The following is a 24,524-nucleotide window of genomic DNA, read 5'->3' on the forward strand; positions in this document are numbered from 1 at the left end:
ACGCTTTGCGTCGCCATCCGGCAATAAAAAAGCCGGGTGGCGGCTTCGCCTTACCCGGCCTACGTTGTTTCTGGACGTTCTCTTTTACAATTTCGCAAACACCCGACGCGCGGCGTCGATGGTGTTATTGATATCGTCTTCGCTGTGCGCGACAGACATAAAGCCTGCTTCAAAGGCGGACGGTGCCAGGTAAACGCCTTCATCCAGCATCATATGGAAGAAGCGCTTAAAGCGTTCAACGTCGCAGGACATCACGTCCTGATAGCAGGTTACGGTTTCTGCATCAGTGAAGAAAATCCCGAACATCCCGCCGACATGGTTAACCACCAGTGGAATATTTGCTTCCTGAGCGGCTTCCAGCAGACCTTCTGCCAGACGTGTCGTCAGTTCGTTCAGCGTCTCATGAATCCCTGGCTGGGCGACTTCATTCAGACAGGCGAATCCTGCCGCCATCGCAATTGGATTTCCGGACAGCGTACCCGCCTGGTAAACCGGTCCGGTTGGGGCCAGGGCATCCATCACATCACGACGGCCACCAAATGCGCCAACAGGCATGCCGCCACCGATGATTTTACCCAGGCAGGTCAGATCCGGTACTACGCCGTAATAATCCTGCGCACCCGCCAGTGCGACGCGGAAACCGGTCATGACTTCATCGATGATCAACAGTGCGCCAAACTCATCGCACAGCGCACGCAGACCCGGCAGGAATTCCGGCAGTGGCGGGATGCAGTTCATGTTGCCCGCTACTGGTTCAACGATAATACAGGCGATTTCCTGCGGATACTGTTCGAATGCCGCACGTACTGAGGCAAGATCGTTATAGGTGCAGGTCAGGGTATGTTTCGCGAAATCTGCCGGAACCCCCGGGGAGTTAGGCTGGCCCAGCGTCAATGCGCCGGAACCGGCTTTGACCAGCAGGCAGTCAGCATGACCGTGGTAGCAGCCTTCAAATTTGATGATCTTATCGCGACCGGTAAAACCGCGCGCCAGACGGATCGCGCTCATCGTCGCTTCGGTACCGGAGTTCACCATACGTACCATATCCATGGTTGGCACGAGCTCAGTGACCAGCGCCGCCATTTTTACTTCCATCTCGGTCGGTGCGCCGAAGCTTAAACCGCGCTCTGCCGCTTCAATCACGGCATTGCGAATTGCCGGGTGGTTATGACCCAGCACCATCGGCCCCCAGGAGCCGACATAATCGATATAGGCTTTACCATCGACATCATACAGATATGCGCCGTCCGCTTTTTCAATAAACAGCGGAGTACCACCCACGCCAGTAAAGGCGCGAACTGGGGAGTTAACGCCGCCGGGGATAAGTTCGCGTGCTGCGCTGTAGAGGTTTTCAGACTTACTCATGGATGGGGTCCTGGTTCGTAGAAAAAGTAAATGCCCGCTATTCTAGTTATTCAGAGAAGGTTATGAAAGTTTTGCGTATTTGAAACAATACGATTTGCAGGGGATTTTCGTGAAATGTGCGAGTAGAATGCCGATTCCGTATTTGTATTACCAATTAATGATCATCTGATGAAGACTGACACTCCCTCTTTTGAAGCACAACAAATTGTGCGTTTACGCCGCAGGGATCAAATCCGTCGACTCCTGGAACGAGACAAAACGCCGTTGGCGATCCTCTTGATGGCCGCCGTGGTGGGGACAGTGACGGGGTTGGTGGGTGTGGCGTTTGAGAAAGCCGTGACCTGGGTGCAGAATCTGCGTATTGGCGCACTGGCACAGGTTGCTGACCACGCGGTCCTTGTATGGCCATTGGCATTTATTCTTTCTGCACTGCTGGCGATGGTAGGTTATTTTCTGGTGCGTAAATTTGCCCCGGAAGCAGGTGGTTCGGGGATCCCGGAGATTGAAGGCGCATTAGAAGAATTGCGACCTGTGCGCTGGTGGCGTGTGCTGCCGGTAAAATTTATCGGTGGTATGGGGACGCTGGGTGCCGGGATGGTGCTCGGCCGGGAAGGGCCAACGGTGCAAATTGGTGGCAATATCGGGCGCATGGTGCTGGATATTTTCCGCATGCGTAGCGCCGAAGCGCGACACACCTTACTGGCAACCGGTGCGGCTGCGGGTCTGTCGGCCGCGTTTAATGCGCCTTTGGCCGGCATTCTGTTCATTATTGAAGAGATGCGACCACAGTTTCGTTATAACCTCGTGTCGATCAAAGCCGTATTTACCGGCGTGATTATGTCGAGCATTGTGTTTCGTATTTTCAACGGCGAGGCCCCGATTATTGAGGTCGGGAAACTCTCCAATGCCCCGGTTAATACGCTGTGGTTGTACCTCATCCTGGGGATTATTTTTGGTTGCGTCGGGCCGTTGTTCAATACCATGGTGTTGCGTACCCAGGATATGTTTCAGCGCTTCCACGGCGGTGAAATTAAAAAATGGGTGCTGATGGGTGGCGTGATCGGCGGTCTGTGCGGGATCCTCGGTTTGATTCAACCTGAAGCGGCAGGCGGTGGATTTAATCTGATCCCGATTGCTGCTGCGGGCAATTTCAGTGTGGGTCTTCTGCTGTTTATCTTTATCGCCAGGGTCATCACCACGCTGCTGTGCTTCTCATCCGGCGCGCCTGGTGGGATATTTGCCCCGATGCTGGCATTAGGCACATTGCTGGGAACTGCATTTGGCATGGCTGCAGCGGCCTCTTTTCCGCAGTATCATTTGGAGGCGGGGACGTTTGCTATTGCCGGGATGGGGGCATTGCTGGCCGCTTCTGTGCGTGCGCCGTTAACGGGCATTGTGCTGGTGCTGGAAATGACGGATAACTATCAGCTCATTTTGCCAATGATTATTACCTGTCTTGGCGCAACACTATTAGCCCAGTTTATGGGTGGAAAACCGCTATACTCGACTATCCTTGCCCGCACACTGGCTAAACAGGAAGCGGAGCAGGCGGCAAAAAGCCAGAGTACCGCCACGGGCGAGAATACTTGAACGAAATACCAGGGTATTAGATAATGGCCTTAACCATTGGGTTATAATTTGCCCAATTGCCAATGTCGTTTGGAGCAAAATATGAGTGATGACGTAGCGCTGCCACTGCAATTTACTGAAGCAGCAGCCAATAAAGTAAAAAGCCTGATCGCAGATGAAGATAACCCAAATCTGAAATTACGCGTGTATATCACCGGCGGTGGTTGCAGCGGTTTCCAGTACGGTTTTACCTTTGATGATCAGGTAAACGATGGTGATATGACCATTGAGAAGCAAGGTGTTGGTCTGGTGGTTGATCCGATGAGCCTGCAGTATCTGGTAGGCGGTGCAGTTGATTACACCGAAGGTCTGGAAGGTTCTCGCTTTGTTGTGACTAACCCGAACGCCAAAAGCACCTGCGGGTGTGGTTCCTCTTTCAGCATCTGATTGCTGTCTGTAATACCGATGGTCTGATGGTGTAGGCCCGGTAAGCGTAGCGTCACCGGGCAATGTGCCGGATGGCGGCGTAAACGCCTTATCCGGCCTACATGTTCTGCATCGTCACATCAACGCCCGTTATCATCCAGCGCAAACGTCGGCAATTTCAAATGCCAACGAATGGCGGCAAGCCGAATCAGCAGGGTAACGACCATCCCCATCATACTGGCGTTTTCCAGCGACACATTGAAGGTATAAAACGCGGTGGCGTGGACGATGCCGCCAATGATGCATGCTGTAGCGTAGATTTCGGTGCGCAAAATCATCGGCACTTCACGTGCTAACACATCGCGAATAATTCCACCGCCAACACCGGTAATGACCCCCATACAAATTGCTACCAGTGGTCCGGTTCCTGCGAGAAATGCTTTATTCACACCAATACCCACGAACACCGCCAGACCTACGGCATCCAGCACCGGAAGGATCCATTTCGGTAAGCGTCTTGGCTGACGTACCAGCACGATCGTCAACATACTGGTGATCATCGCCACCACCAGATCGGTGGGATCTTTAACCCAGAATACGGGGCCGTGATCCAGTGCCATATCACGGATCGTACCGCCACCGACGGCGGTTACCACGCCTAAGACCAGAACGCCGAAGGGGTCCATACGCAGTTTTCCGGCAAGTAATACGCCAGAGATAGCAAATACCGCGGTACCGACAATATCCAGCCAATAGACGAGCATCTTTAAATCCTCACAACAAACCTGGTGGGGGCAGGCGCTAATTTACTTGTGAAAGCGCATTACAGAGTTGTTTTGCGGCGAGGATAATACGCGGGCTCGCGCGTTCAAACCAGTCACTATCAAGAGTAATAATCGGTATTTTTAGCTGATTTCCCCAGTATTGCTCAATTTTAGGAATTTCGCCCGAACCGCCGGTAGCAACAATTGCCTGAGGGGCTCTTGCCAGGACCTGTTCGCGGCTGACCTGCGGCCATGGAACCCGGCTGCCGGAAAAGATGTTTTCTCCACCACATACCTCAAGAACCTGGTTTTGAATGGAACCTTTTCCACTGGTAAACAGAGGATTTGCGCCAAACTGGAGAAACACACGTTTTTTCGGTTTGTTGGCATACTGAGACTTTAGTAAAGCATACTCATCAAGCAAGGTTTGCGCTGCTTGCTTTGCTTGTTCAGGCTTGGGGCTCCATGGCGCAAGTTGACGCAATGCATCAGCGACCTGCTCGATGGTGACGGCATCGACCCAGATGACCTTAATTCCCAGGGCAGTCAGTTGATTAACCTGCCGCTCGGCATTCCCTCCACGCCAGGCAATAACCAAATCGGGTTTGAGCGCCACGATACGTTCCAGATTCATGCCTTGCCAGGTTGAGACCTCTTCAATATTTTTGGCCTCGGGCGGGAAGTTTGAATAGCTGCTGACGCCAACGGGGGTAATACCGGCGGCAAAGGCCAGTTCAGTGTTGGCTGGGGAAAGCGAAATAACGCGCGGCGCGGCGTAAAGCCACGCCGGAAGAGTGAAAAGCAGGGCGACCAGCGCCCTGGAGATGAAGTTAGCCATGCGCCAGTTTCTGCACCAGCGTTTCAACCATCAGGCTTGACTGTTTCGCGGCAACAACCAGGAACTCGTCAAAGCTGAGATGGGACTGCTGATCGGCAACGTCAGAGATAGCGCGAACGACAACAAACGGCACGTTAAAGTTGTGGCACACGTGCGCAATTGCGGTTGCTTCCATCTCAACGGCAATCGCCTGTGGGAAGTTATGCTTAATTTTTGCCAGGCCAACGGAGCCGTTAATGAAGGCATCGCCGCTGACGATCAGTCCGCGGACGGCGTTCAGATTGAGTTCGGCAATGCAGGATTCCGCTGCAGCAATCAGTGCCGGGTCGGCTTTAAAACCAGCCGGGCAGCCCGGTAGCTGGCCAAATTCATAGCCGAATGCGGTGACGTCAGCATCGTGATAGCGCGCTTCGTCAGAAACCACGATATCACCCACTTTCAGCGTAGAGGCCAGGCCACCCGCTGAACCGGTATTAATGATGGCATCTGGCTTGCAGTGTTCAAGCAGCAGCGTAGCGCCCAGCGCCGCAGCCACTTTACCGATGCCTGATTTCAGTAGCGCAACCTCAGTACCGTTCAGTTGGCCGGTGTAAATTTCACAACCGCCAAGAGCAATTGTCTGACGGTTTTCGATTTTGTCACGCAGCAGCGTAACTTCTTCTTCCATTGCACCAATGATGCCGATTTTCATAGATTTACTCGCGATAAGCCAGATTTGAGGGCATAGTCTATCATGCGCTTAAGGGGTAGCGCATTTCTCAGGCGGGAGAGGACATGGCACAGATCGATTTCCGAAAAAAAATAAACTGGCATCGTCGTTACCGTTCGCCGCAGGGCGTGAAATCTGAGCATGAGATCCTGCGCATTTTCGAAAGCGACCGTGGACGTATTATCAATTCTCCGGCTATTCGCCGACTGCAGCAAAAAACCCAGGTCTTTCCGTTGGAGCGTAATGCGGCGGTGCGTACGCGCCTGACGCACTCGATGGAAGTTCAGCAGGTAGGGCGTTATATCGCCAAAGAGATCCTCAGTCGACTGAAAGAGCAAAAATTGTTGGAGCAGTACGGCCTGGATGAGTTGACCGGTCCCTTTGAAAGCATCGTCGAAATGTCCTGCCTGATGCATGACATCGGCAATCCGCCGTTTGGTCACTTTGGCGAGGCAGCAATTAATGACTGGTTTCGCCAGCGACTCTATCCGGCTGATGCTGAAAGCCAGCCCTTAAGCGACGATCGCTGCCAGGTGCCTGCGTTACGTTTGCGTGAAGGTGAAGAGTCGCTCAATGATATTCGCCGCAAGGTACGTCAGGACCTGTGCCATTTTGAAGGCAATGCACAGGGCATTCGGTTGGTGCATACACTGATGCGCATGAACCTGACCTGGTCGCAGGTGGGGGGGATTTTAAAATATACGCGCCCGGCATGGTGGCGTGGAGGTACGCCGGCGACGCATAACTATTTAATGAAGAAACCGGGATATTACCTTTCCGAGGAACCGTATATTGAGCGGTTACGTAAAGAATTATCATTAGCGCCTTACAGTCGCTTTCCATTAACCTGGATTATGGAAGCAGCGGACGATATCTCTTATTGTGTGGCTGACCTGGAGGATGCTGTTGAGAAAAGAATCTTCAGTGTTGAGCAGCTTTACCACCATCTGTATGAGGCGTGGGGGCATCATGAAAAAGGTTCCCTGTTTAGCCAGGTTGTTGAGAACGCCTGGGAAAAATCTCGCTCAAATACATTAAGTCGCAGTACGGAAGATCAATTCTTTATGTATTTACGCGTTAACACGCTGAATAAACTGGTACCGTACGCCGCTCAGCGTTTTATTGATAATTTACCGCAAATTTTTGAGGGGAGTTTTAACCACGCTTTATTAGAAGATGCCAGTAGCTTCAGTCAGTTGCTTGGGGTTTATAAAAATGTAGCGGTAAAACATGTGTTTAGCCATCCAGATGTGGAGCAACTGGAATTGCAAGGCTATCGGGTTATCAGTGGGCTTCTGGAAATCTACCAACCACTGTTAAAAATGTCATTATCCGACTTTAGCGAGCTGGTTGAACACGAAAGATTAAAACAGTTCCCTATCGAATCTCGATTATTTCAAAAGTTGTCTACCCGCCATCGTCTTGCTTATGTTGAGGCGGTCAGTAAAATATTGCCGGGTAGTGCCGAGTTCCCGGTTATGGAATATTATTACCGCTGCCGTTTAATTCAGGATTATATCAGCGGGATGACTGACTTGTATGCCTGGGATGAATATAGACGGCTGATGGCGGTAGAACAATAAATACTCATTTGTAAAGACGGACAATAAAATTTTACTTTTTCCTTAAACTTCATTCTGGAACTTAGCGCTATAAAACGACTCTGAGGTATACAGCAATTTTGCGTGACCTGTTAATCGAGAACGAAACACATGAAAAAAACCACATTAGCAATGAGTGCACTGGCTCTGAGTTTAGGTTTGGCGTTGTCCCCCCTGTCTGCAACGGCGGCTGAGACAGCGTCTTCAGCAACAACTGCCCAACAGATGCCAAGCCTGGCCCCGATGCTCGAAAAAGTGATGCCATCGGTGGTGAGTATTAATGTCGAGGGGAGCACGACGGTCAATACGCCGCGTATGCCGCGTAATTTCCAGCAGTTCTTCGGTGATAACTCTCCGTTCTGCCAGGACGGTTCTCCGTTCCAGAGCTCACCGTTCTGTCAGGGTGGCGCTCCGGGTGCTGACAACGGCGGCGGACAGCAGCAGAAATTTATGGCGCTGGGGTCTGGCGTCATCATTGATGCCGCGAAAGGATATGTTGTGACCAACAACCACGTGGTCGATAACGCCACGGTGATCAAGGTTCAACTGAGCGATGGTCGTAAGTTTGACGCGAAGATCGTCGGAAAAGATCCGCGCTCTGATATCGCACTGATCCAGATCCAGGACCCGAAAAACCTGACGGCAATTAAGCTGGCAGATTCTGATGCGCTACGCGTGGGTGATTACACTGTAGCGATTGGTAACCCGTTTGGCCTTGGTGAAACGGTGACTTCAGGTATCGTTTCTGCACTGGGGCGTAGTGGCCTGAATGCCGAAAACTACGAGAACTTTATCCAGACGGATGCGGCGATCAACCGCGGTAACTCTGGTGGTGCGTTGGTTAACCTGAATGGTGAGTTGATCGGGATTAACACCGCGATCCTCGCGCCGGACGGTGGCAACATCGGGATCGGTTTTGCTATCCCAAGCAACATGGTGAAAAACCTGACTTCGCAGATGGTTGAGTTCGGCCAGGTTAAACGCGGTGAGCTGGGTATTATGGGGACTGAGCTGAGCTCTGAGCTGGCGAAAGCGATGAAAGTTGATGCCCAGCGTGGGGCATTCGTCAGTCAGGTTATGCCGAACTCTTCTGCAGCGAAAGCCGGTATCAAAGCGGGTGACGTGATTACATCACTGAACGGTAAACCCATCAGCAGCTTCGCTGCCCTGCGTGCGCAGGTCGGCACCATGCCAGTGGGTAGCAAAATTAACCTTGGCCTGCTGCGAGACGGTAAGCCGGTAACGGTGAACCTGGAACTGCAGCAGAGCAGCCAGACTCAGGTTGATTCCAGCTCTATCTTCAAAGGCATTGAAGGTGCGGATATGAGCAACAAAGGCCAGGACAAAGGTGTCGTGGTAAGCGATGTGAAACCGAATTCGCCGGCGGCACAGATTGGCCTGAAGAAAGGGGATGTCATCATTGGTGCTAACCAGCAACCGGTGAAAAACATCGCGGAACTGCGCAAAATTCTCGACAGTAAACCAGCTGTTCTGGCGCTGAACATTCAGCGTGGTGACAGCTCTATCTATCTGTTGATGCAGTAATCCCTCTGAACCCCTTCCCATATCAGGGAAGGGGTTTCTTTTTGTGATACCTACCACAACTCCATACTTCTCTCTTCTGCTTTGTGCATTTGCACAATGTCGCGGCCTGTTTTCTTCCCTATGCTTGAGCACTGCTCACAGGAGGGCTTTATGGCTGGCTGGCATCTCGATACCAAAATGGCGCAGGATATCGTGGCGCGCACGATGCGCATCATTGATACCAATATCAACGTAATGGATGCCCGTGGGCGGATCATTGGCAGTGGCGATCGCGAGCGTATTGGTGAATTGCACGAAGGTGCGCTGCTGGTGCTCTCACAGGGCCGGGTCGTCGATATTGATGATGCGGTAGCACGACATCTGCACGGCGTGCGACAGGGAATAAACTTGCCGCTGCGGCTTGAAGGCGAAATTGTTGGCGTTATTGGTTTAACTGGCGAGCCGGAGCATTTACGTAAGTACGGTGAACTGGTGTGTATGACCGCCGAAATGATGCTGGAGCAGTCGCGTTTGATGCATCTGCTCGCTCAGGACAGTCGTCTGCGCGAAGAACTGGTGATGAACCTGATTCAGGCTGAAGAGAACACCCCGGCGCTGGTGGAATGGGCGCAGCGGCTAGGAATAGATCTGAACCAACCACGTGTGGTAGCAGTGGTGGAGGTCGACAGCGGTCAGCTTGGTGTAGACAGCGCCATGGCTGAACTACAGCAATTACAAAATGCGTTGACGACACCAGAGCGAAATAACCTGATTGCGATTGTTTCACTGACTGAGATGGTCGTTCTGAAACCTGCGCTGAATCAGTTTGGCCGCTGGGATGCAGAAGATCATCGCAAGCGTGTTGAACAGCTGATCGCCCGTATGAAAGAGAACGGACAGCTACGCTTTCGCGTATCGCTGGGTAACTATTTTACCGGGCCGGGCAGCATTGCCCGCTCGTATCGCACCGCGCGTACGACTATGATGGTCGGTAAGCAGCGCATGCCGGAAAGCCGTAGCTATTTTTACCAGGATTTGATGCTGCCCGTGCTGTTAGACAGCCTGCGTGGCGGTTGGCAGGCTAATGAGTTGGCCCGTCCGTTGGTACGACTGAAAGCGATGGATAACAACGGCTTGCTGCGCCGGACATTAGCGGCATGGTTTCGGCATAACGTTCAGCCGCTGGCGACCTCAAAGGCATTGTTTATTCATCGTAATACGCTGGAGTATCGCCTGAATCGTATTTCAGAACTGACCGGGCTGGATTTGGGGAATTTTGACGACAGACTGCTACTGTATGTGGCGTTGCAACTGGATGAGCAGCATTGAGACATTAAACCACCTCACAGCGAGGTGGTTTTGAGCTAAGGGTTACTCTTCAGAAATTAAAAGCAGTCCTTTTTCAATAACCTGATAAACTACTTTTTTCTTTTGGGGATACTTTTGCTCGGTCTCGGTGTTGAGAATAACCGAGCGTTTATATGCTTCTGCATGATAAACCTCAATAGTATATCCTTTTTCCAGTGTCATAGTGTTCGTGTATTTCTCCAGCAGGACTTTACTTTGTATTTCCTGATGATAAACGAGAAAGCCATTGTTATCGATAATATTGACCTCTGCATAGAGATCTTCGCCATATATGCTGTGTGGCGTGGTGGCCTCTGTTGAGTAAACAACCTGGTTATTCACCAGATCCATATCAATACTGGCAAACTGTACATCGTAATATCCCAGTAGCTTCCAGAGAAATTTATTACCTCGTATTGTCGCCTTCGGATCACTGGAAGTCGGGTGTTGGTAATCTTGTAGCCCTGAACTAATGACTTCCCATGTATTATCCTGTGCAAGTTGAAAATCTGTATTTTGCATAACGTTTGAAGCTACGCATCTGAATGGTTCATAATGAAGGATGTCGATAACATAGCCATTGCGTAATGGAATGCTTTCTGTTGTAGTCGGATATCGGATTGAGCCATCATAATTTCGGTTGTACATTTCAATCCCATTTTCATTCCACACACGTATCCATGCGTAGGTTTCCGGATAATAATTGTGTGGTATTACTGATTTAGTATTTACCGTCATCAAGTAATTACTGTTATCGATAGTAACTTCGGAAAATTCGGCGTCACTCAATCCGCGTAATTCAAGATGAATAATACTCCCTGTCAGGATGTCGGGTTCACTATTATCTAATGGGATGACATCTGCATATTCAAGCAATAATAAATCACGCTCCTCGCCAGTGAATTTGTTAATCATTAGCCAGATACTAATTTTTTCTGTGCTTTCTGGTAGAGTATAAATAAGTGACTCAACGCGTAGCTTTTCTGCTGACTCAGCAATAATAGAACGGAGATCCTCATCCGGATCATTGTTTAGTGCGGTATTAAATAATCCTGTTTTATCAATCCTGAAGTTATTGATTTTTTCATTGTGCACAACCAGATCAAGATAATTTGGTAGGCTATATAAACGCTTCCCACATTCGGCATGATAAACCTTGATGAGATACCCATCTTCAAAAGGAATTTCATCATAGGTAATTGGACAATTTTGTCCTGGCATATCACGATTGAAAATTTCCTCGCCAGTCGCTGAGAAAATGGTGACGCTCGCATAAATGTCACTGCCATAGTAAGAATGTGGCGCGGAACTGGTGACATTTAGTTGGATTGTTTTGCTCTCATTCTCAACAGTGAGGGTTGCAAACTTTGCATCGCCAAGCCCCAGGAAAATAAGTTCTTCGTTACGACCGCTGGTGTCATTTAGTGGGGTATAATTAATGGTTACATTATTTTCGCCTTCACGTACCACAAACCAGTTTTGATCAGTAGTATATTTTTGAGATTTTCCTTTTGGCAGAATAAGTTGATAAACCCCAATGGGTAAATATTGCTGTTCTAATGTAGTATTAGTAATTCTGACCGTAATATCATTGCCACAATGATCAATTATTTTGAGATCACGTCCATAAATTTGAGCTAAATTATCAATGATGATATCAAAGGTAACATTGCCTTTTTTGTTTAAGACAGACAACTCTGCATTATCAACCAACCAAACAGACGTTTGTAGCCCCATTGCTTGCTGCGCGTTGTCCCATTCCGCTTCAGGCAGGAGATCAAAGAGTGGATAAACCGGTTTGGTTTCCAGAGTCTGAATACGTTCTCGGGTGATATCATCAAGTTCAACACCACACAAATCAATATAGGGGGTCATATCATATCCTGCGGCAGAGGCGCTTGCCTCTGCAAGCATATCCAGGATGTGATGATCTGATGCGGAGAAATTTTCGCTGTTTGCCAATGCCCGGTAACTATCATTAAATAGCACAAAATTTTTCATCGAGGATTTGAATTGCATTAGCATCAATAATAATAATCTTTGATGTGGATTCCACTGATTCACCGGTGTTTGGTTATAGATATTATTTCGGAAATTATCCTCAGTGTAACCTCTGTTTCCATCGTTATATAACCATCCATCGGTATACAGTTCATTTTTATTGCCCAACATAACTTGCTGAAACCATGCACCATATATATTATTCCAAACCTCTCCAGCGGAGAAGCGAGAGTCATTCATAAAATTGCCCTGATATCCATGGGCAATTTCATGCAGCACAGTCCATTGGTTTTCAACATTATCAATCCAGCCTTGCGCGATGGTTGATGAGGTCTCTGCACACCAGTAGGTGTTGAAATAGGCGGAACCCACACCGTTTTTATCTGCCTTAATGAAATACTTATTGGCAATGTTCTGATTGAGAGAATTTACTGGCGTAAAACTAAGTCCGGCTAAATCATTATAGAATGCAAAAATTTTTTCATAATAGTCCAATAGTCCGTAAATGCCATTGTCGGTATTTACATTCTGGAGATTATCCATGTCGGCAAAGGGAACTAATAGTTTGGCACTGCCAGTATCGATAAGCGCATAGGGGGCGTTGGTCTCTGACCATGAAGAAAAAAATAAAGCAGAATCACTATTTTTGTCAAAAAAAGGCAATGTCTGGAATTTTTCTGGTGTTTCAAATTCAACGTCGTAATCAGAAATATTTTCCATGTATAGCGTATCAATGAAAGGAACGGTATCAACAGTAGCGCTGATCTCTTGCCATTCAGTTTTCAATGTTAATGTTTTTTCAACAGCAGAGTCATTGCATAATAGACGCAAGGTAGCAGAACCATTACTGATGTCGGACTGCCTGACGCGAAGGATGGTCTCCGCGGGCAAAATAAAGTCTAATTCCTGACGATCGTGCAGTAACCCTTTATTAAAACCTTCTTTATTAAGCCATGTTGCCTTTTCGAGAGCATAGCATTTCATTAAAAGTATATTGTTCATAGTTGGTTATCTCTTATTTAGTGGTTGAAGATAGATAAACCTTATATTTTTTATGAGATAATAAAAGTCATTTTATATAATATCTGTGTGCAATGATGTTAATGATATGGATATATATTTTTTTATCTTTATGGATAATGAAATGATGAGTAAATTAAAGGGAGTGTGGGTGTGTGATATTTTTTTAGAAAGGCCAGTTTCCTGGCCTGAAGATATGATGGCTTATTTGCGCGTCAGTTTTTCCAGATCGGCTTCAATTTCGCTGATCTTATTGGTCACGACGCTTTCCAGATGACGTAAATCATCGAGGATCTTGCGTTTAAGATCGACTTCACTGCGATCGCGCTGGCAGATCTGATCCAACTCATCGATCACATAGCGCAGGTTTGGACTGATCTCCTGCACTTCTTTGTAGCCCTGACCGATGCCATCGGCGACCACCGTTTTACGCTGACGGGGATATTTGAATTTCACGCTCTTGGCAAAAAACTCGCCTTTATCCTTTTGGAAATAGATTTTCAGGATATCGTTGTTGGCTTCTTGCCGCAGGCTGTAACGATCGATCTCTTCAGGATTAGTAATGCCCAGACTTTTCAGATTGTCATACATAGCGGTACCCTTAAGCTCACTATAACCATTGAATAATTAACGAAAAGCCTTGTTTATGCCACCCGCAGATGTAAAAAAAGCGGGCTAAGCCCGCTTTTTCAAATTGCTGTTAGTCGATGGTACGTAACAGTTCGTTGATACCCACTTTGCCACGCGTTTTAGCGTCGACTTTCTTCACGATCACCGCGCAGTACAGACTGTATTTGCCATCTTTCGACGGCAGGTTGCCGGAAACGACAACAGAACCTGCCGGTACGCGACCATAATGCACTTCGCCTGTTTCACGATCGTAAATACGGGTGCTCTGACCGATATACACGCCCATCGAGATGACGGAACCTTCCTCGACAATCACGCCTTCCACAACTTCCGAACGCGCACCGATGAAGCAGTTATCTTCGATGATGGTCGGGTTAGCCTGTAACGGCTCCAGTACGCCGCCGATGCCAACGCCACCGGACAGGTGAACATTCTTACCGATTTGCGCACAAGAACCTACGGTCGCCCAGGTATCAACCATCGTACCTTCATCAACATACGCACCAATGTTAACGTAAGACGGCATCAGCACGGTGTTACGTGCGATAAATGCCCCCTGACGCACGGCCGCAGGCGGAACCACGCGAAAGCCTTCTTTCTGGAAGCGTGCTTCATCGTAGTCGGCAAATTTCATCGGCACTTTATCGAAGTAGCGGCTTTCCGCACCATCGATAACCTGATTATCGTTAATACGGAAAGAGAGCAGGACCGCTTTTTTCAGCCACTGATGGGTGACCCACTGGCCGTCAATCTTTTCTGCGACACGCAGTGCACCGGAATCCAGTAAAGAAATAACCTGATTAACCGCTTCACGGGTTACGGTATCCACATTCGCCGGAGTGATGTCGGCACGACGCTCAAAAGCGGACTCAATAACGTTCTGTAACTGCTGCATTGTTAAACTCTTTCCATAATAAATAAAAACATTACCCTTTATCGTTTGGATTGAGGGCCTCTGTCAACCGTTGATGTACTTCCTGCTGCAGCTCATTATTAAGCGCACGCCGGTCGGCGGTGGCGATTATGAATAAATCTTCTACTCGCTCACCAATAGTTGTAATTCGGGCGCCATGCAGCGAAATTCCCAGATCGGCAAAAATCTGCCCGACCCGCGCCAGTAGTCCTGGTTGATCGAGTGCGATAAGTTCGAGGAATGACTTACGGTCGGTATGGGTCGGCAAAAAGGTGACCTCAGTATCGACAGTAAAGTGGCGTAATTTTGCCGGCTGACGACGCGGTTGCGGTGGTTGCCAACTGCGTTGAGTAATGGCTTGTTCCAACCCAAAACGGATCGCTTCGTGTCGGTCTGACGACAGCGGACTGCCGTCCGGCTCCAGTACGATGAACGTATCCATCGCCATGCCATCACGGGTGGTGAAAATCTGCGCATCGTGGACGCTCAGATTACGCCGGTCCAGTTCGGCGCAAACGGCGGCAAACAGATACGGGCGATCCGGACTCCAGATAAAGATTTCCGTTCCCCCACGCGTTGCCTGCGGGCTAAGCAGAATGAGCGGTTCTTTGAGGTCATGTTGTAAGAGATGACGCGCATGCCAGGCCAGTTGATTTGGGCTGTGGCGCACGAAATAGTTCGCTCGACAGCGTGACCAGATATGGTGCAACGCTTCTTCATCAATGTTATCCATCCGCAATAACGCCAGCGCCTGAAGCTGATGATGGCGCACACGCTCGCGCATATCCGGTGTATTTTGCATTCCACGACGCAGTTGTTTTTCTGTGGCGAAGTATAATTCGCGCAACAGGCTTTGCTTCCAGCTATTCCATAGCGTTTCGTTAGTGGCGCAGATATCGGCGACGGTAAGGCAGACCAGGAAACGCAAACGGTGTTCCGTTTGTACTTCTTCGGCGAATTGCTTAATCACCTCCGGGTCCTGAATATCACGGCGCTGAGCGGTCACCGACATCAGCAGATGCTGGCGTACCAGCCACATAACCAGATTCGTTTCGCGGGAGTTGAGTCCGTGTAATTCGGCGAACTTGAGTACGTCCTGAGCCCCCAGAATAGAGTGATCGCCGCCACGACCTTTGGCGATATCGTGGAACAGCGCAGCAATCAAAATGAGTTCCGGTTGACGCAAGCGCGGCCACAGATCCACACACAACGGATGACGCTGGCGGGTCTCTTCCTTGGCAAAACTTTCCAGTTTCAGCATGACGCGGATAGTGTGCTCATCCACTGTATAAGCATGAAACAGGTCAAACTGCATTTGACCGACTATATGCGACCATTGCGGCATATAGGCCCATAACACGCTGTGGCGATGCATTGGCAACAGGCCGCGACTGACTGCGCCTGGATGGCGCAACATGCTGAGAAATAGCGAGCGCGCTTCCGGAATGTAGCACAGCGGCTGCGTTAAATGACGGCGGGCATGACGCAAATGACGCAGTGTGGTGGAGTAAATTCCGGTGATCGCGCTATTGCGTACCATGATATAAAACATCCGCAAAATGGCCTCGGGCTCGCGGATAAACAGGTCGTCATTGCGCAGGTCAATCAATGTGCCACGCAGTTGAAAGTCGTCATCAATGGGGCGCGGTTTTTCATCGGCCGGCATGGCGAGAATCGCCTCGTCAAACAACTGGAGCAGCATGTGGTTCAGTTCGCTCACTCGCCGCGTGACCCGGAAATAGTCTTTCATCATCCGCTCGATAGGCTCATTGCCTTCACCGCCATAATTGAGGCGTTGAGCCACGCTGAGCTGTCGATCAAACAGCAGACGGTTGTCGTAACGGTTCACGATCAGATGCAATGCGAAGCGGATCCGCCACAGAATATGCAAACATTCATTCAGTTCGGCGCGCTCCGCCAGCGTCAGGAAGCCGAAACCGACCATCTCATCCAGCGACGTGGCACCAAAATGACGGCGGGCGACCCATTGCAGGGTGTGGATGTCGCGCAGTCCACCTGGACTGCTTTTGATATCCGGCTCCAGATTGTAGCTGGTGCCGTGATAGCGCTGATGGCGTTGATTTTGCTCTTCTACTTTGGCAGCGTAAAATTTATCGGATGGCCAGAAACCTTCGCTGAAAATATGCTTTTGCAGCTCAAGGAACAACGCGACGTCGCCAATCAGCAGTCGTGTTTCAATCAGGTTGGTGGCGACGGTTAAATCTGATAGCCCTTCCAGCAGACACTCTTCCAGTGTACGCACGCTGTGTCCTACCTCCAGCCGCACATCCCACAATAGCGTTAATAACTCGCCGACTTTCTCCGCCTGCGCGTCAGGCAGTTTTTTACGGCTAAGGATCAGCAGGTCAATATCGGAAAGTGGATGCAGCTCACCACGCCCGTAGCCGCCAACGGCAACCAGCGCCAGATCGGCAATCTGACCGAAACCTGCTTCAATCCACAGGCGCTGCAGCAACTGGTCAATAAATTCGGTGCGGGCTTCGATTAACTGTTCAGCGGAAATTCCGCTGTCAAATGCTTCCCCCAGCCAGTGCTGGAAATTATCGATATGAGCTTTAATGCCGGTACAGTTGAGGTCGTGCTGTGGCCATGTCCCTGGGTTTTGCGGTTGGCCAGGCAGGGTGGGGAGGGCAGTATTTGCGTGCTGTTCAGGAAGAGTATTCATTGTGCGCCACCCATTAAAAAGCCGGATGACGGCGTGAACGCCTTACCCGGCCTACGTATTTACTCTTCATCCTTCAAGTTGCTTCTGCGTTGGCTGCGCTCGTTCACTCCAGTCACGTACTTATGTACGCTCCTGAAGATTCACTCTCTTGCCGCCTTGAGGCAACTCGAATGATTTTGAGTAAAGGTGTAATTTGTAGGCCTGATAAGATGCAGGAGCATCGCCATCAGGCAAAAAATTATGCGTCGTGTGTGATGACTGCCGGGATGGTGTCATCCTTACGTAATGTCAGAATTTCACAGCCGTTTTCCGTTACCACAATAGTATGCTCGTACTGAGCAGACAAGCTGCGATCTTTGGTTTTCACCGTCCAGCCGTCTTTCATGGTGCGGATACGGTAATCACCGGCATTCAGCATCGGTTCTACGGTGAAGGTCATGCCCGGCTGCAGTACCACGCCGCCGTCGTCTGCATCGTAGTGCAGGACCTGAGGTTCTTCATGGAAGCCGCGACCGATACCGTGGCCGCAGTATTCACGTACTACAGAGAAGCCTTCACCTTCTGCGTATTTCTGAATTGCAGCACCCAGGGTACGTAGGCGAATACCCGGTTTTACCATACGCAGCGCCAGATACAGGCTTTCCTGCGTTACGCGGCACAGACGCTCGCCAAGAATGGTCGGTTTACCGACGATAAACATTTTGGACGTATCGCCGTGGTACTCGTCTTTAATCACGGTGACGTCGATGTTGACGATATCACCCTCTTTCAGGTGCTTAGCGTCATCCGGGATCCCGTGGCACACGACTTCATTAATAGAGATGCACACGGATTTCGGATAACCGTGATAACCCAGGCACGCGGAAATCGCCTGCTGTTCATTCACGATGTAGTCGTTACAGATGCGATCCAGCTCGCCGGTGCTCACGCCCGGTTTGATAAACGGTTCGATCATCTCCAGCACTTCGGCTGCCAGACGGCCAGCGACGCGCATTTTTTCGATTTCTTCAGGAGTCTTAATTGAGATAGCCATGAATTCTGTCCATCAGTGTCGATTATTTCGACAATAATTGTGTAAGTGCCGTCAATGGTATCAGTCTGGAGTGTACCCTGCCAAATTGAGAATCATTCTGAACTTCGCCTTTCGTGCCACAAATGCGTTGGCTACATTTTTTCACCCTGGTTACTTACTGGCCGTAAGCTCCCAGGGATTCATAAATTTGCCGACTGCCTGTAACACGAAATTCATCGTTCAATCCAGCACAGACCGCCAACAATTATTGGTGTCGGTGGCGTATTTGTGGTATAAAGCGCGCCGGACTTCCGATCCATTCGAAGACTACACACGATGGACGGGAGCGACAAATCTCACTTTGTGTAACAACACACACGTATCGACACATATTCCGGGGTGCCCTTTGGGGTCGGTAATATGGGATGCGTGGAGGCTTAACCCCAACTTTTATATATAGAGGTTTTAATCATGGCAACTGTTTCCATGCGCGACATGCTCAAGGCTGGTGTTCACTTCGGTCACCAGACCCGTTACTGGAACCCGAAAATGAAGCCGTTCATCTTCGGTGCGCGTAACAAAGTTCACATCATCAACCTTGAGAAAACTGTACCGATGTTCAACGAAGCTCTGGCTGAACTGAACAAGATCTCTGCTCGTAAAGGTAAAATCCTTTTCGTTGGTACTAAACGCGCTGCAAGCGAAGCGGTGAAAGACGCTGCTAACAGCTGCGATCAGTTCTTCGTGAACCATCGCTGGTTGGGCGGTATGCTGACTAACTGGAAAACTGTTCGTCAGTCCATCAAACGTCTGAAAGATCTGGAAACTCAGTCTCAGGACGGTACTTTCGAAAAGCTGACCAAGAAAGAAGCGCTGATGCGCACCCGTGAGCTTGAGAAACTGGAAAACAGCCTGGGCGGTATCAAAGACATGGGCGGCCTGCCGGACGCTCTGTTCGTAATCGATGCTGACCACGAGCACATTGCTATCAAAGAAGCAAACAACCTGGGTATCCCGGTATTTGCTATCGTTGATACCAACTCTGATCCGGACGGTGTTGACTTCGTTATCCCGGGTAACGACGACGCAATCCGTGCTGTGACCCTGTACCTGGGCGCTGTAGCTACTACCGTTCGTGAAGGCCGTTCTCAGGATCTGGCTTCCCAGGCGGAAGAAAGCTTCGTAGAAGCTGAATAATAAGGCACGCTCGTTAGAGCCCCCTTATAAACCAGGTAGTATCACGTTTGGTTAGGGGCCCTTCAGGCCCCTTTTTCACTTTTAAATCTGTGCGGTTTCATGCCGGGCAGATCAAATCTTCCGAGGATTTTAGAATGGCTGAAATTACCGCATCCCTGGTAAAAGAGCTGCGTGAGCGTACTGGCGCAGGCATGATGGATTGCAAAAAAGCACTGACTGAAGCTAATGGCGACATCGAGCTGGCAATCGAAAACATGCGTAAGTCCGGTGCTATCAAAGCAGCGAAAAAAGCAGGCAACGTTGCTGCTGACGGCGTAATCAAAACCAAAATCGACGGCAATATCGCTTTCATTCTGGAAGTTAACTGCCAGACTGACTTCGTTGCTAAAGATGCTGGTTTCCAGGCATTTGCTGACAAAGTACTGGACGCTGCCGTTGCTGGCAAAATCACTGATGTTGAAGTTCTGAAAGCACAGTTCGAAGAAGAACGTGTTGCTCTGGTTGCTAAAATCGGTGAGAACATCAACATCCGTCGTGTTGCTTCCCTGGAAGGCGAAGTTCTGGGTAGCTACCAGCACGGTGCTCGTATCGGTGTTCTGGTTGCTGCAACTGGCGCTGATGAAGAACTGGTTAAACAGCTGGCAATGCACATCGCCGCAAGCAAACCAGAATTCGTTAAGCCGGAAGACGTTTCTGCTGAAGTAGTAGAAAAAGAATACCAGGTTCAGCTGGACATCGCGATGCAGTCTGGTAAGCCGAAAGAAATCGCAGAGAAAATGGTTGAAGGCCGCATGAAGAAATTCACCGGCGAAGTTTCTCTGACTGGTCAGCCTTTCGTTATGGAACCGAGCAAATCTGTTGCTCAGCTGCTGAAAGAGCACAACGCTGACGTAACTGGTTTCATCCGCTTCGAAGTGGGTGAAGGCATCGAGAAAGTTGAGACTGACTTTGCAGCAGAAGTTGCTGCGATGTCCAAGCAGTCTTAATTTTAAAAGGAGCCGCCTGAGGGCGGCTTCTTTTTGCGTCCGACTTGTAAATTCAGCTAAGCGCTATAGTGGTAAGGCTGAAAAGCGACATACAATGTCGCTGGAATTAACTCATCTCATTCGTTGACAGTCTCAGGAAAGAAACATGGCTACCAATGCAAAACCCGTCTACAAACGTATTCTGCTTAAGTTAAGTGGCGAAGCTCTGCAAGGTTCAGAAGGCTTCGGTATTGATGCAAGCATACTTGACCGTATGGCTCAGGAAATCAAAGAGCTGGTCGAGCTGGGAATCCAGGTTGGCGTAGTGATCGGTGGTGGTAACCTGTTCCGTGGTGCTGGTCTGGCGAAAGCAGGGATGAACCGCGTTGTGGGCGACCACATGGGCATGTTAGCCACCGTAATGAACGGTCTGGCGATGCGCGATGCGCTTCACCGCGCCTATGTGAACGCTCGCCTGATGTCCGCAATTCCTCTGAACGGCGTGTGTGATAACTACAGCTGGGCAGAAGCGATCAGTCTGCTGCGTAACAACCGCGTGGTTATTTTGTCCGCTGGTACTGGCAACCCGTTCTTCACTACCGACTCCGCAGCCTGCCTGCGTGGTATTGAAATTGAAGCGGATGTGGTTCTGAAAGCCACTAAAGTTGATGGTGTGTTTACCGCCGATCCAGCTAAAGATCCAACAGCAACCATGTACGAGCAGCTGACCTATGCTGAAGTACTGGATAAAGAACTGAAAGTGATGGATCTGGCTGCGTTCACGCTGGCTCGTGACCACAAATTACCGATTCGTGTCTTCAACATGAACAAACCGGGTGCGTTGCGCCGCGTTGTGATGGGTGAAAAAGAAGGCACGTTAATCACGGAATAATTCCCGTTGCGGCTAAATGCAGGTAATATTCCGCTTTAATGTCGCGGGATACGTCCCTCAAAATTAATCAAGACTATACTTGTCACACCTTGCGTAGTGGGTATGGTCTGACTGAAACAAGCTTTCAAGGATTCGTAACGTGATCAACGATATCAGAAAAGATGCTGAAGTACGCATGGACAAATGCGTCGAAGCATTCAAAAATCAAATCAGCAAAATTCGCACGGGTCGTGCTTCTCCCAGCCTGCTGGATGGCATTATCGTGGAATATTACGGCACGCCGACTCCGCTGCGCCAACTGGCAAGCGTAACGGTTGAAGATTCCCGTACCCTGAAAATCAACGTGTTTGACCGCTCTATGGGTCCTGCTGTTGAGAAAGCGATTATGGCTTCCGACCTCGGTCTGAACCCAAGCTCAGCGGGCTCTGACATCCGCGTTCCGCTGCCACCGCTGACCGAAGAGCGTCGTAAAGATCTGACCAAGATCGTACGTGGTGAAGCTGAAGGCGCGCGTGTTGCTGTGCGTAACGTACGCCGTGATGCCAACGACAAAGTGAAAGCGCTGCTGAAAGATAAAGAGATCAGCGAAGATGACGATCGCCGTTCTCAGGACGACGTACAGAAACTGACCGATGCTGCAATCAAGAAAGTTGATGCGGCGCTGGCAGAGAAAGAAGCGGAACTGATGCAGTTCTGATTCGCCTGTACGCTAAAAACGCCGCTTAGAAGGCCTGAGAAGGCTGGATGGCGGCGTTTTGCTTTTTTATCCTGTCTCAATTCTTCTGGATGTCTCATGAAGCAATTAACCATCCTGGGCTCAACCGGCTCTATTGGTTGCAGTACGCTCGATGTAGTACGTCATAACCCGGATAAATTTCGTGTTGCTGCGTTGGTAGCGGGTAAAAATGTCGCCCGTATGGTGGAGCAATGTCTGGAGTTTTCACCCCGTTACGCGGTGATGGATGACGAAAAAAGTGCAGCGCTGGTGAAAGCCGCATTGCGGGATCATGGAAGTCGCACCGAGGTTATGTGCGGGCAGCAGGCTGCCTGTGATATGGCTGCGTTGGATGATGTCGATCAGGTTATGGCGGCGATAGTCGGCGCGGCAGGTTTGTTGCCAACACTTGCGGCAATCCGCGCGGGCAAAAACATTTTGCTGGCGAATAAAGAGTCTCTGGTAACCTGCGGACGTCTGTTTATGGACGACGTGAAACGCCATAAAGCGCAGCTTTTGCCGGTAGATAGCGAACATAACGCGATTTTTCAGAGTTTACCGCAACCTATCCAACACAATCTGGGATACGCTGACCTTGAGCAAAACGGCGTTGTGTCTGTTCTGCTTACCGGGTCTGGTGGCCCTTTCCGCGAAACGCCATTGCACGATCTGGCTCTAATGACACCCGATCAGGCATGCCGTCATCCGAATTGGTCGATGGGACGAAAAATTTCTGTCGACTCCGCCACTATGATGAATAAAGGTCTGGAATACATTGAAGCGCGTTGGTTATTTAATGCCAGTGCAAGTCAGATGGAAGTGCTGATCCATCCACAGTCGGTTATTCACTCGATGGTCCGTTATCAGGATGGCAGCGTCCTGGCCCAATTGGGTGAGCCTGATATGCGCACACCTATCGCCCATACAATGGCATGGCCGGAACGTGTGAGCTCTGGCGTTAAGCCTGTCGATTTTTGCAAACTCAGTGCGTTGACGTTTTCCGCACCTGATTATCAGCGTTATCCGTGCCTGAAACTGGCGATGGACGCGTTTGAGCAAGGACAGGCTGCGACAACTGCGCTGAATGCCGCTAATGAAATTACCGTTGCCGCATTTTTGGCGCAGCAGATTCGATTTACGGATATCGCCGATCTCAATTTATCCGTACTGGATAAGATGGATTTGCAGGAACCGCAGAGCGTTGATGATGTGCTGAGGGTCGATGCCATCGCCAGAGATGTCGCGATAAAACAAGTGACACGACTCTCAAGCTGATGATAATCCCTCTGTGGGGGATCGTGCTATTTGTTAGCGTTGGGCTTCAGTGATATAGTCTGCGCCACCTGATCGCAGGTATTTGCTTTTTTTCGATCGGGTAAGCCGTGGTTTGACACGGCTTTTTTGTGGATGCACAAAATCATTCAGGTTGCATCAAGGCGGCAAGTGAATGAGTTCCCTGGAGCATACAAATAGTATGTGACAGGGGCGAATAAGCACAGCCAACGAAGAGGCAGCCTGAAGGATGAAGCGCAAAGGCTTCAGTATTCCTGAGTACCGTATAATCCTTTCAGGGACTAAAAACGCGTTATGTTGTCTGCAACTAAACCATTAAGCGAAAATTTGCCAGCACATGGTTGTCGCCATGTCGCAATTATCATGGATGGCAATGGCCGCTGGGCGAAAAAGCAAGGGAAGATCCGCGCCTTTGGGCATAAGGCCGGAGCAAAATCCGTCCGCCGGGCTGTCTCTTTTGCTGCCAATAACGGTATTGATGCGTTAACGCTGTATGCCTTTAGCAGTGAGAACTGGAACCGACCAGCGCAGGAAGTCAGTGCGTTAATGGAGTTGTTTGTGTGGGCACTTGATAGCGAAGTGAAAAACCTGCACCGCCATAACGTGCGCCTGCGTATTATTGGGGATATCAGTCGATTTAACACACGTTTGCAAGAACGGATTCGCAAGTCGGAAGCGCTTACCGCCCAGAATACCGGGTTAACGCTGAATATTGCCGCGAATTACGGCGGACGGTGGGATATTGTCCAGGGCGTCAGGCAACTGGCACAACAGGTGCAGGAAGGTCTGTTGCGTCCGGAGCAAATTGATGAAGAGATGCTTGGTCAGCAAGTTTGTATGCATGAGCTGGCTCCTGTGGATTTAGTGATAAGGACTGGGGGAGAGCATCGAATTAGTAATTTTTTGTTGTGGCAAATTGCCTACGCCGAACTTTACTTTACGGATGTTCTCTGGCCCGATTTCGATGAACAAGACTTTGAAGGTGCGCTACATGCCTTTGCTAATCGTGAGCGTCGTTTCGGCGGCACCGAGCCCGGTGATGAAAAAGCCTGATGGG

General features: G+C 49.8%; 20 protein-coding genes and 1 pseudogene. 12 read left to right on the forward strand and 9 right to left on the reverse strand.

The window, feature by feature from the left end; genetic code table 11:
• Positions 1-84: 84 nt before the first annotated feature.
• Complete coding sequence (gene hemL / locus NNO08_RS14485) at positions 85-1,365, reverse strand: glutamate-1-semialdehyde 2,1-aminomutase (RefSeq protein ID WP_137383237.1); 1,281 nt, start codon at positions 1,363-1,365, stop codon at positions 85-87.
• A gap of 168 nt (positions 1,366-1,533) precedes the next feature.
• Between hemL and clcA the strand changes: the two genes are divergently transcribed.
• The 3 genes and pseudogenes from clcA to erpA all read left to right on the forward strand — a co-directional run bounded on the left by clcA (position 1,534) and on the right by erpA (position 3,381).
• Entirely contained in the window at positions 1,534-2,955 is a 1,422-nt protein-coding gene (clcA, locus tag NNO08_RS14490; protein WP_271456984.1) for a H(+)/Cl(-) exchange transporter ClcA, read from the forward strand.
• Positions 2,956-2,978: 23 nt separating this feature from the next.
• A pseudogene (gene yadW / locus NNO08_RS14495) lies at positions 2,979-3,044 on the forward strand (small protein YadW).
• Complete coding sequence (gene erpA, locus NNO08_RS14500) at positions 3,037-3,381, forward strand: iron-sulfur cluster insertion protein ErpA (RefSeq protein WP_003018581.1); 345 nt, start codon at positions 3,037-3,039, stop codon at positions 3,379-3,381. The pseudogene yadW and the gene erpA overlap by 8 nt, the downstream one beginning before the upstream one ends.
• Positions 3,382-3,500: 119 nt before the next feature.
• Here erpA and NNO08_RS14505 read toward each other — a convergent pair whose 3' ends face one another.
• The 3 genes from NNO08_RS14505 to mtnN are packed head-to-tail and all read right to left on the reverse strand — an operon-like array spanning position 3,501 to position 5,653.
• Entirely contained in the window at positions 3,501-4,124 is a 624-nt protein-coding gene (locus NNO08_RS14505; RefSeq protein ID WP_005132135.1) for a TRIC cation channel family protein, read from the reverse strand.
• Positions 4,125-4,161: 37 nt separating this feature from the next.
• A complete protein-coding gene (gene btuF / locus NNO08_RS14510) occupies positions 4,162-4,962 on the reverse strand; it encodes a vitamin B12 ABC transporter substrate-binding protein BtuF (RefSeq protein WP_271456985.1) in 801 nt (266 codons plus the stop codon).
• Positions 4,955-5,653, reverse strand: coding sequence for a 5'-methylthioadenosine/S-adenosylhomocysteine nucleosidase (gene mtnN, locus NNO08_RS14515; protein WP_137383241.1), 699 nt, complete (start codon positions 5,651-5,653; stop codon positions 4,955-4,957). The genes btuF and mtnN overlap by 8 nt, the downstream gene beginning before the upstream one ends.
• An 83-nt stretch (positions 5,654-5,736) precedes the next feature.
• Between mtnN and dgt the strand changes: the two genes are divergently transcribed.
• The 3 genes from dgt (at position 5,737) to cdaR (ending at position 10,125) form a co-directional block, all read left to right on the forward strand.
• On the forward strand, positions 5,737-7,254 hold the full coding sequence (dgt, locus tag NNO08_RS14520) for a dGTPase (protein WP_271442283.1): 1,518 nt from the start codon (positions 5,737-5,739) through the stop codon (positions 7,252-7,254).
• A 129-nt stretch (positions 7,255-7,383) separates the two neighbouring features.
• Positions 7,384-8,817: a serine endoprotease DegP gene (gene degP, locus NNO08_RS14525; protein ID WP_005132129.1), complete on the forward strand. Its 1,434-nt coding sequence runs from the start codon at positions 7,384-7,386 to the stop codon at positions 8,815-8,817.
• Between the two features lie 150 nt (positions 8,818-8,967).
• Positions 8,968-10,125 carry a DNA-binding transcriptional regulator CdaR gene (gene cdaR, locus NNO08_RS14530; protein WP_005132128.1) on the forward strand — a complete coding sequence of 386 codons (1,158 nt, stop codon included), beginning with the start codon at positions 8,968-8,970 and terminating at the stop codon, positions 10,123-10,125.
• Positions 10,126-10,167: 42 nt separating this feature from the next.
• Here the strand turns inward: cdaR and NNO08_RS14535 are convergent, their stop codons facing one another.
• From NNO08_RS14535 to map, 5 genes are all read right to left on the reverse strand, one after another.
• Positions 10,168-13,146 carry a putative mucin/carbohydrate-binding domain-containing protein gene (locus NNO08_RS14535; RefSeq protein WP_271456986.1) on the reverse strand — a complete coding sequence of 993 codons (2,979 nt, stop codon included), beginning with the start codon at positions 13,144-13,146 and terminating at the stop codon, positions 10,168-10,170.
• A 222-nt stretch (positions 13,147-13,368) separates the two neighbouring features.
• Entirely contained in the window at positions 13,369-13,755 is a 387-nt protein-coding gene (locus NNO08_RS14540; RefSeq protein ID WP_005132126.1) for a DUF3461 family protein, read from the reverse strand.
• A gap of 109 nt (positions 13,756-13,864) precedes the next feature.
• The gene (gene dapD, locus NNO08_RS14545) at positions 13,865-14,689 is read right to left on the reverse strand and encodes a 2,3,4,5-tetrahydropyridine-2,6-dicarboxylate N-succinyltransferase (RefSeq protein WP_039030312.1); all 825 of its coding nucleotides are present in this window, start codon (positions 14,687-14,689) and stop codon (positions 13,865-13,867) included.
• 31 nt (positions 14,690-14,720) lie between these two features.
• Positions 14,721-17,393: a bifunctional uridylyltransferase/uridylyl-removing protein GlnD gene (glnD, locus tag NNO08_RS14550; protein WP_271450060.1), complete on the reverse strand. Its 2,673-nt coding sequence runs from the start codon at positions 17,391-17,393 to the stop codon at positions 14,721-14,723.
• A gap of 238 nt (positions 17,394-17,631) precedes the next feature.
• Positions 17,632-18,426 carry a type I methionyl aminopeptidase gene (gene map, locus NNO08_RS14555; RefSeq protein WP_271442001.1) on the reverse strand — a complete coding sequence of 265 codons (795 nt, stop codon included), beginning with the start codon at positions 18,424-18,426 and terminating at the stop codon, positions 17,632-17,634.
• Positions 18,427-18,876: 450 nt separating this feature from the next.
• Between map and rpsB the strand changes: the two genes are divergently transcribed.
• The 6 genes from rpsB to ispU all read left to right on the forward strand — a co-directional run bounded on the left by rpsB (position 18,877) and on the right by ispU (position 24,520).
• Entirely contained in the window at positions 18,877-19,602 is a 726-nt protein-coding gene (gene rpsB / locus NNO08_RS14560; protein WP_005132117.1) for a 30S ribosomal protein S2, read from the forward strand.
• Positions 19,603-19,736: 134 nt separating this feature from the next.
• Entirely contained in the window at positions 19,737-20,588 is an 852-nt protein-coding gene (gene tsf, locus NNO08_RS14565; protein WP_005132116.1) for a translation elongation factor Ts, read from the forward strand.
• 145 nt (positions 20,589-20,733) lie between these two features.
• Positions 20,734-21,459 (forward strand): UMP kinase, encoded by a 726-nt coding sequence (pyrH, locus tag NNO08_RS14570; protein WP_005132114.1) that lies wholly within the window; start codon positions 20,734-20,736, stop codon positions 21,457-21,459.
• Between the two features lie 139 nt (positions 21,460-21,598).
• Positions 21,599-22,156 carry a ribosome recycling factor gene (gene frr, locus NNO08_RS14575; RefSeq protein ID WP_005132113.1) on the forward strand — a complete coding sequence of 186 codons (558 nt, stop codon included), beginning with the start codon at positions 21,599-21,601 and terminating at the stop codon, positions 22,154-22,156.
• A gap of 96 nt (positions 22,157-22,252) precedes the next feature.
• Positions 22,253-23,449: a 1-deoxy-D-xylulose-5-phosphate reductoisomerase gene (gene ispC / locus NNO08_RS14580; protein WP_271456987.1), complete on the forward strand. Its 1,197-nt coding sequence runs from the start codon at positions 22,253-22,255 to the stop codon at positions 23,447-23,449.
• Positions 23,450-23,761: 312 nt separating this feature from the next.
• The gene (gene ispU, locus NNO08_RS14585; protein WP_040230029.1) at positions 23,762-24,520 is read left to right on the forward strand and encodes a (2E,6E)-farnesyl-diphosphate-specific ditrans,polycis-undecaprenyl-diphosphate synthase; all 759 of its coding nucleotides are present in this window, start codon (positions 23,762-23,764) and stop codon (positions 24,518-24,520) included.
• The last annotated feature ends 4 nt before the right edge of the window (positions 24,521-24,524 follow it).

It is taken from the genome of Citrobacter sp. Igbk 17 (assembly GCF_028069775.1).
Lineage (GTDB): Bacteria > Pseudomonadota > Gammaproteobacteria > Enterobacterales > Enterobacteriaceae > Citrobacter.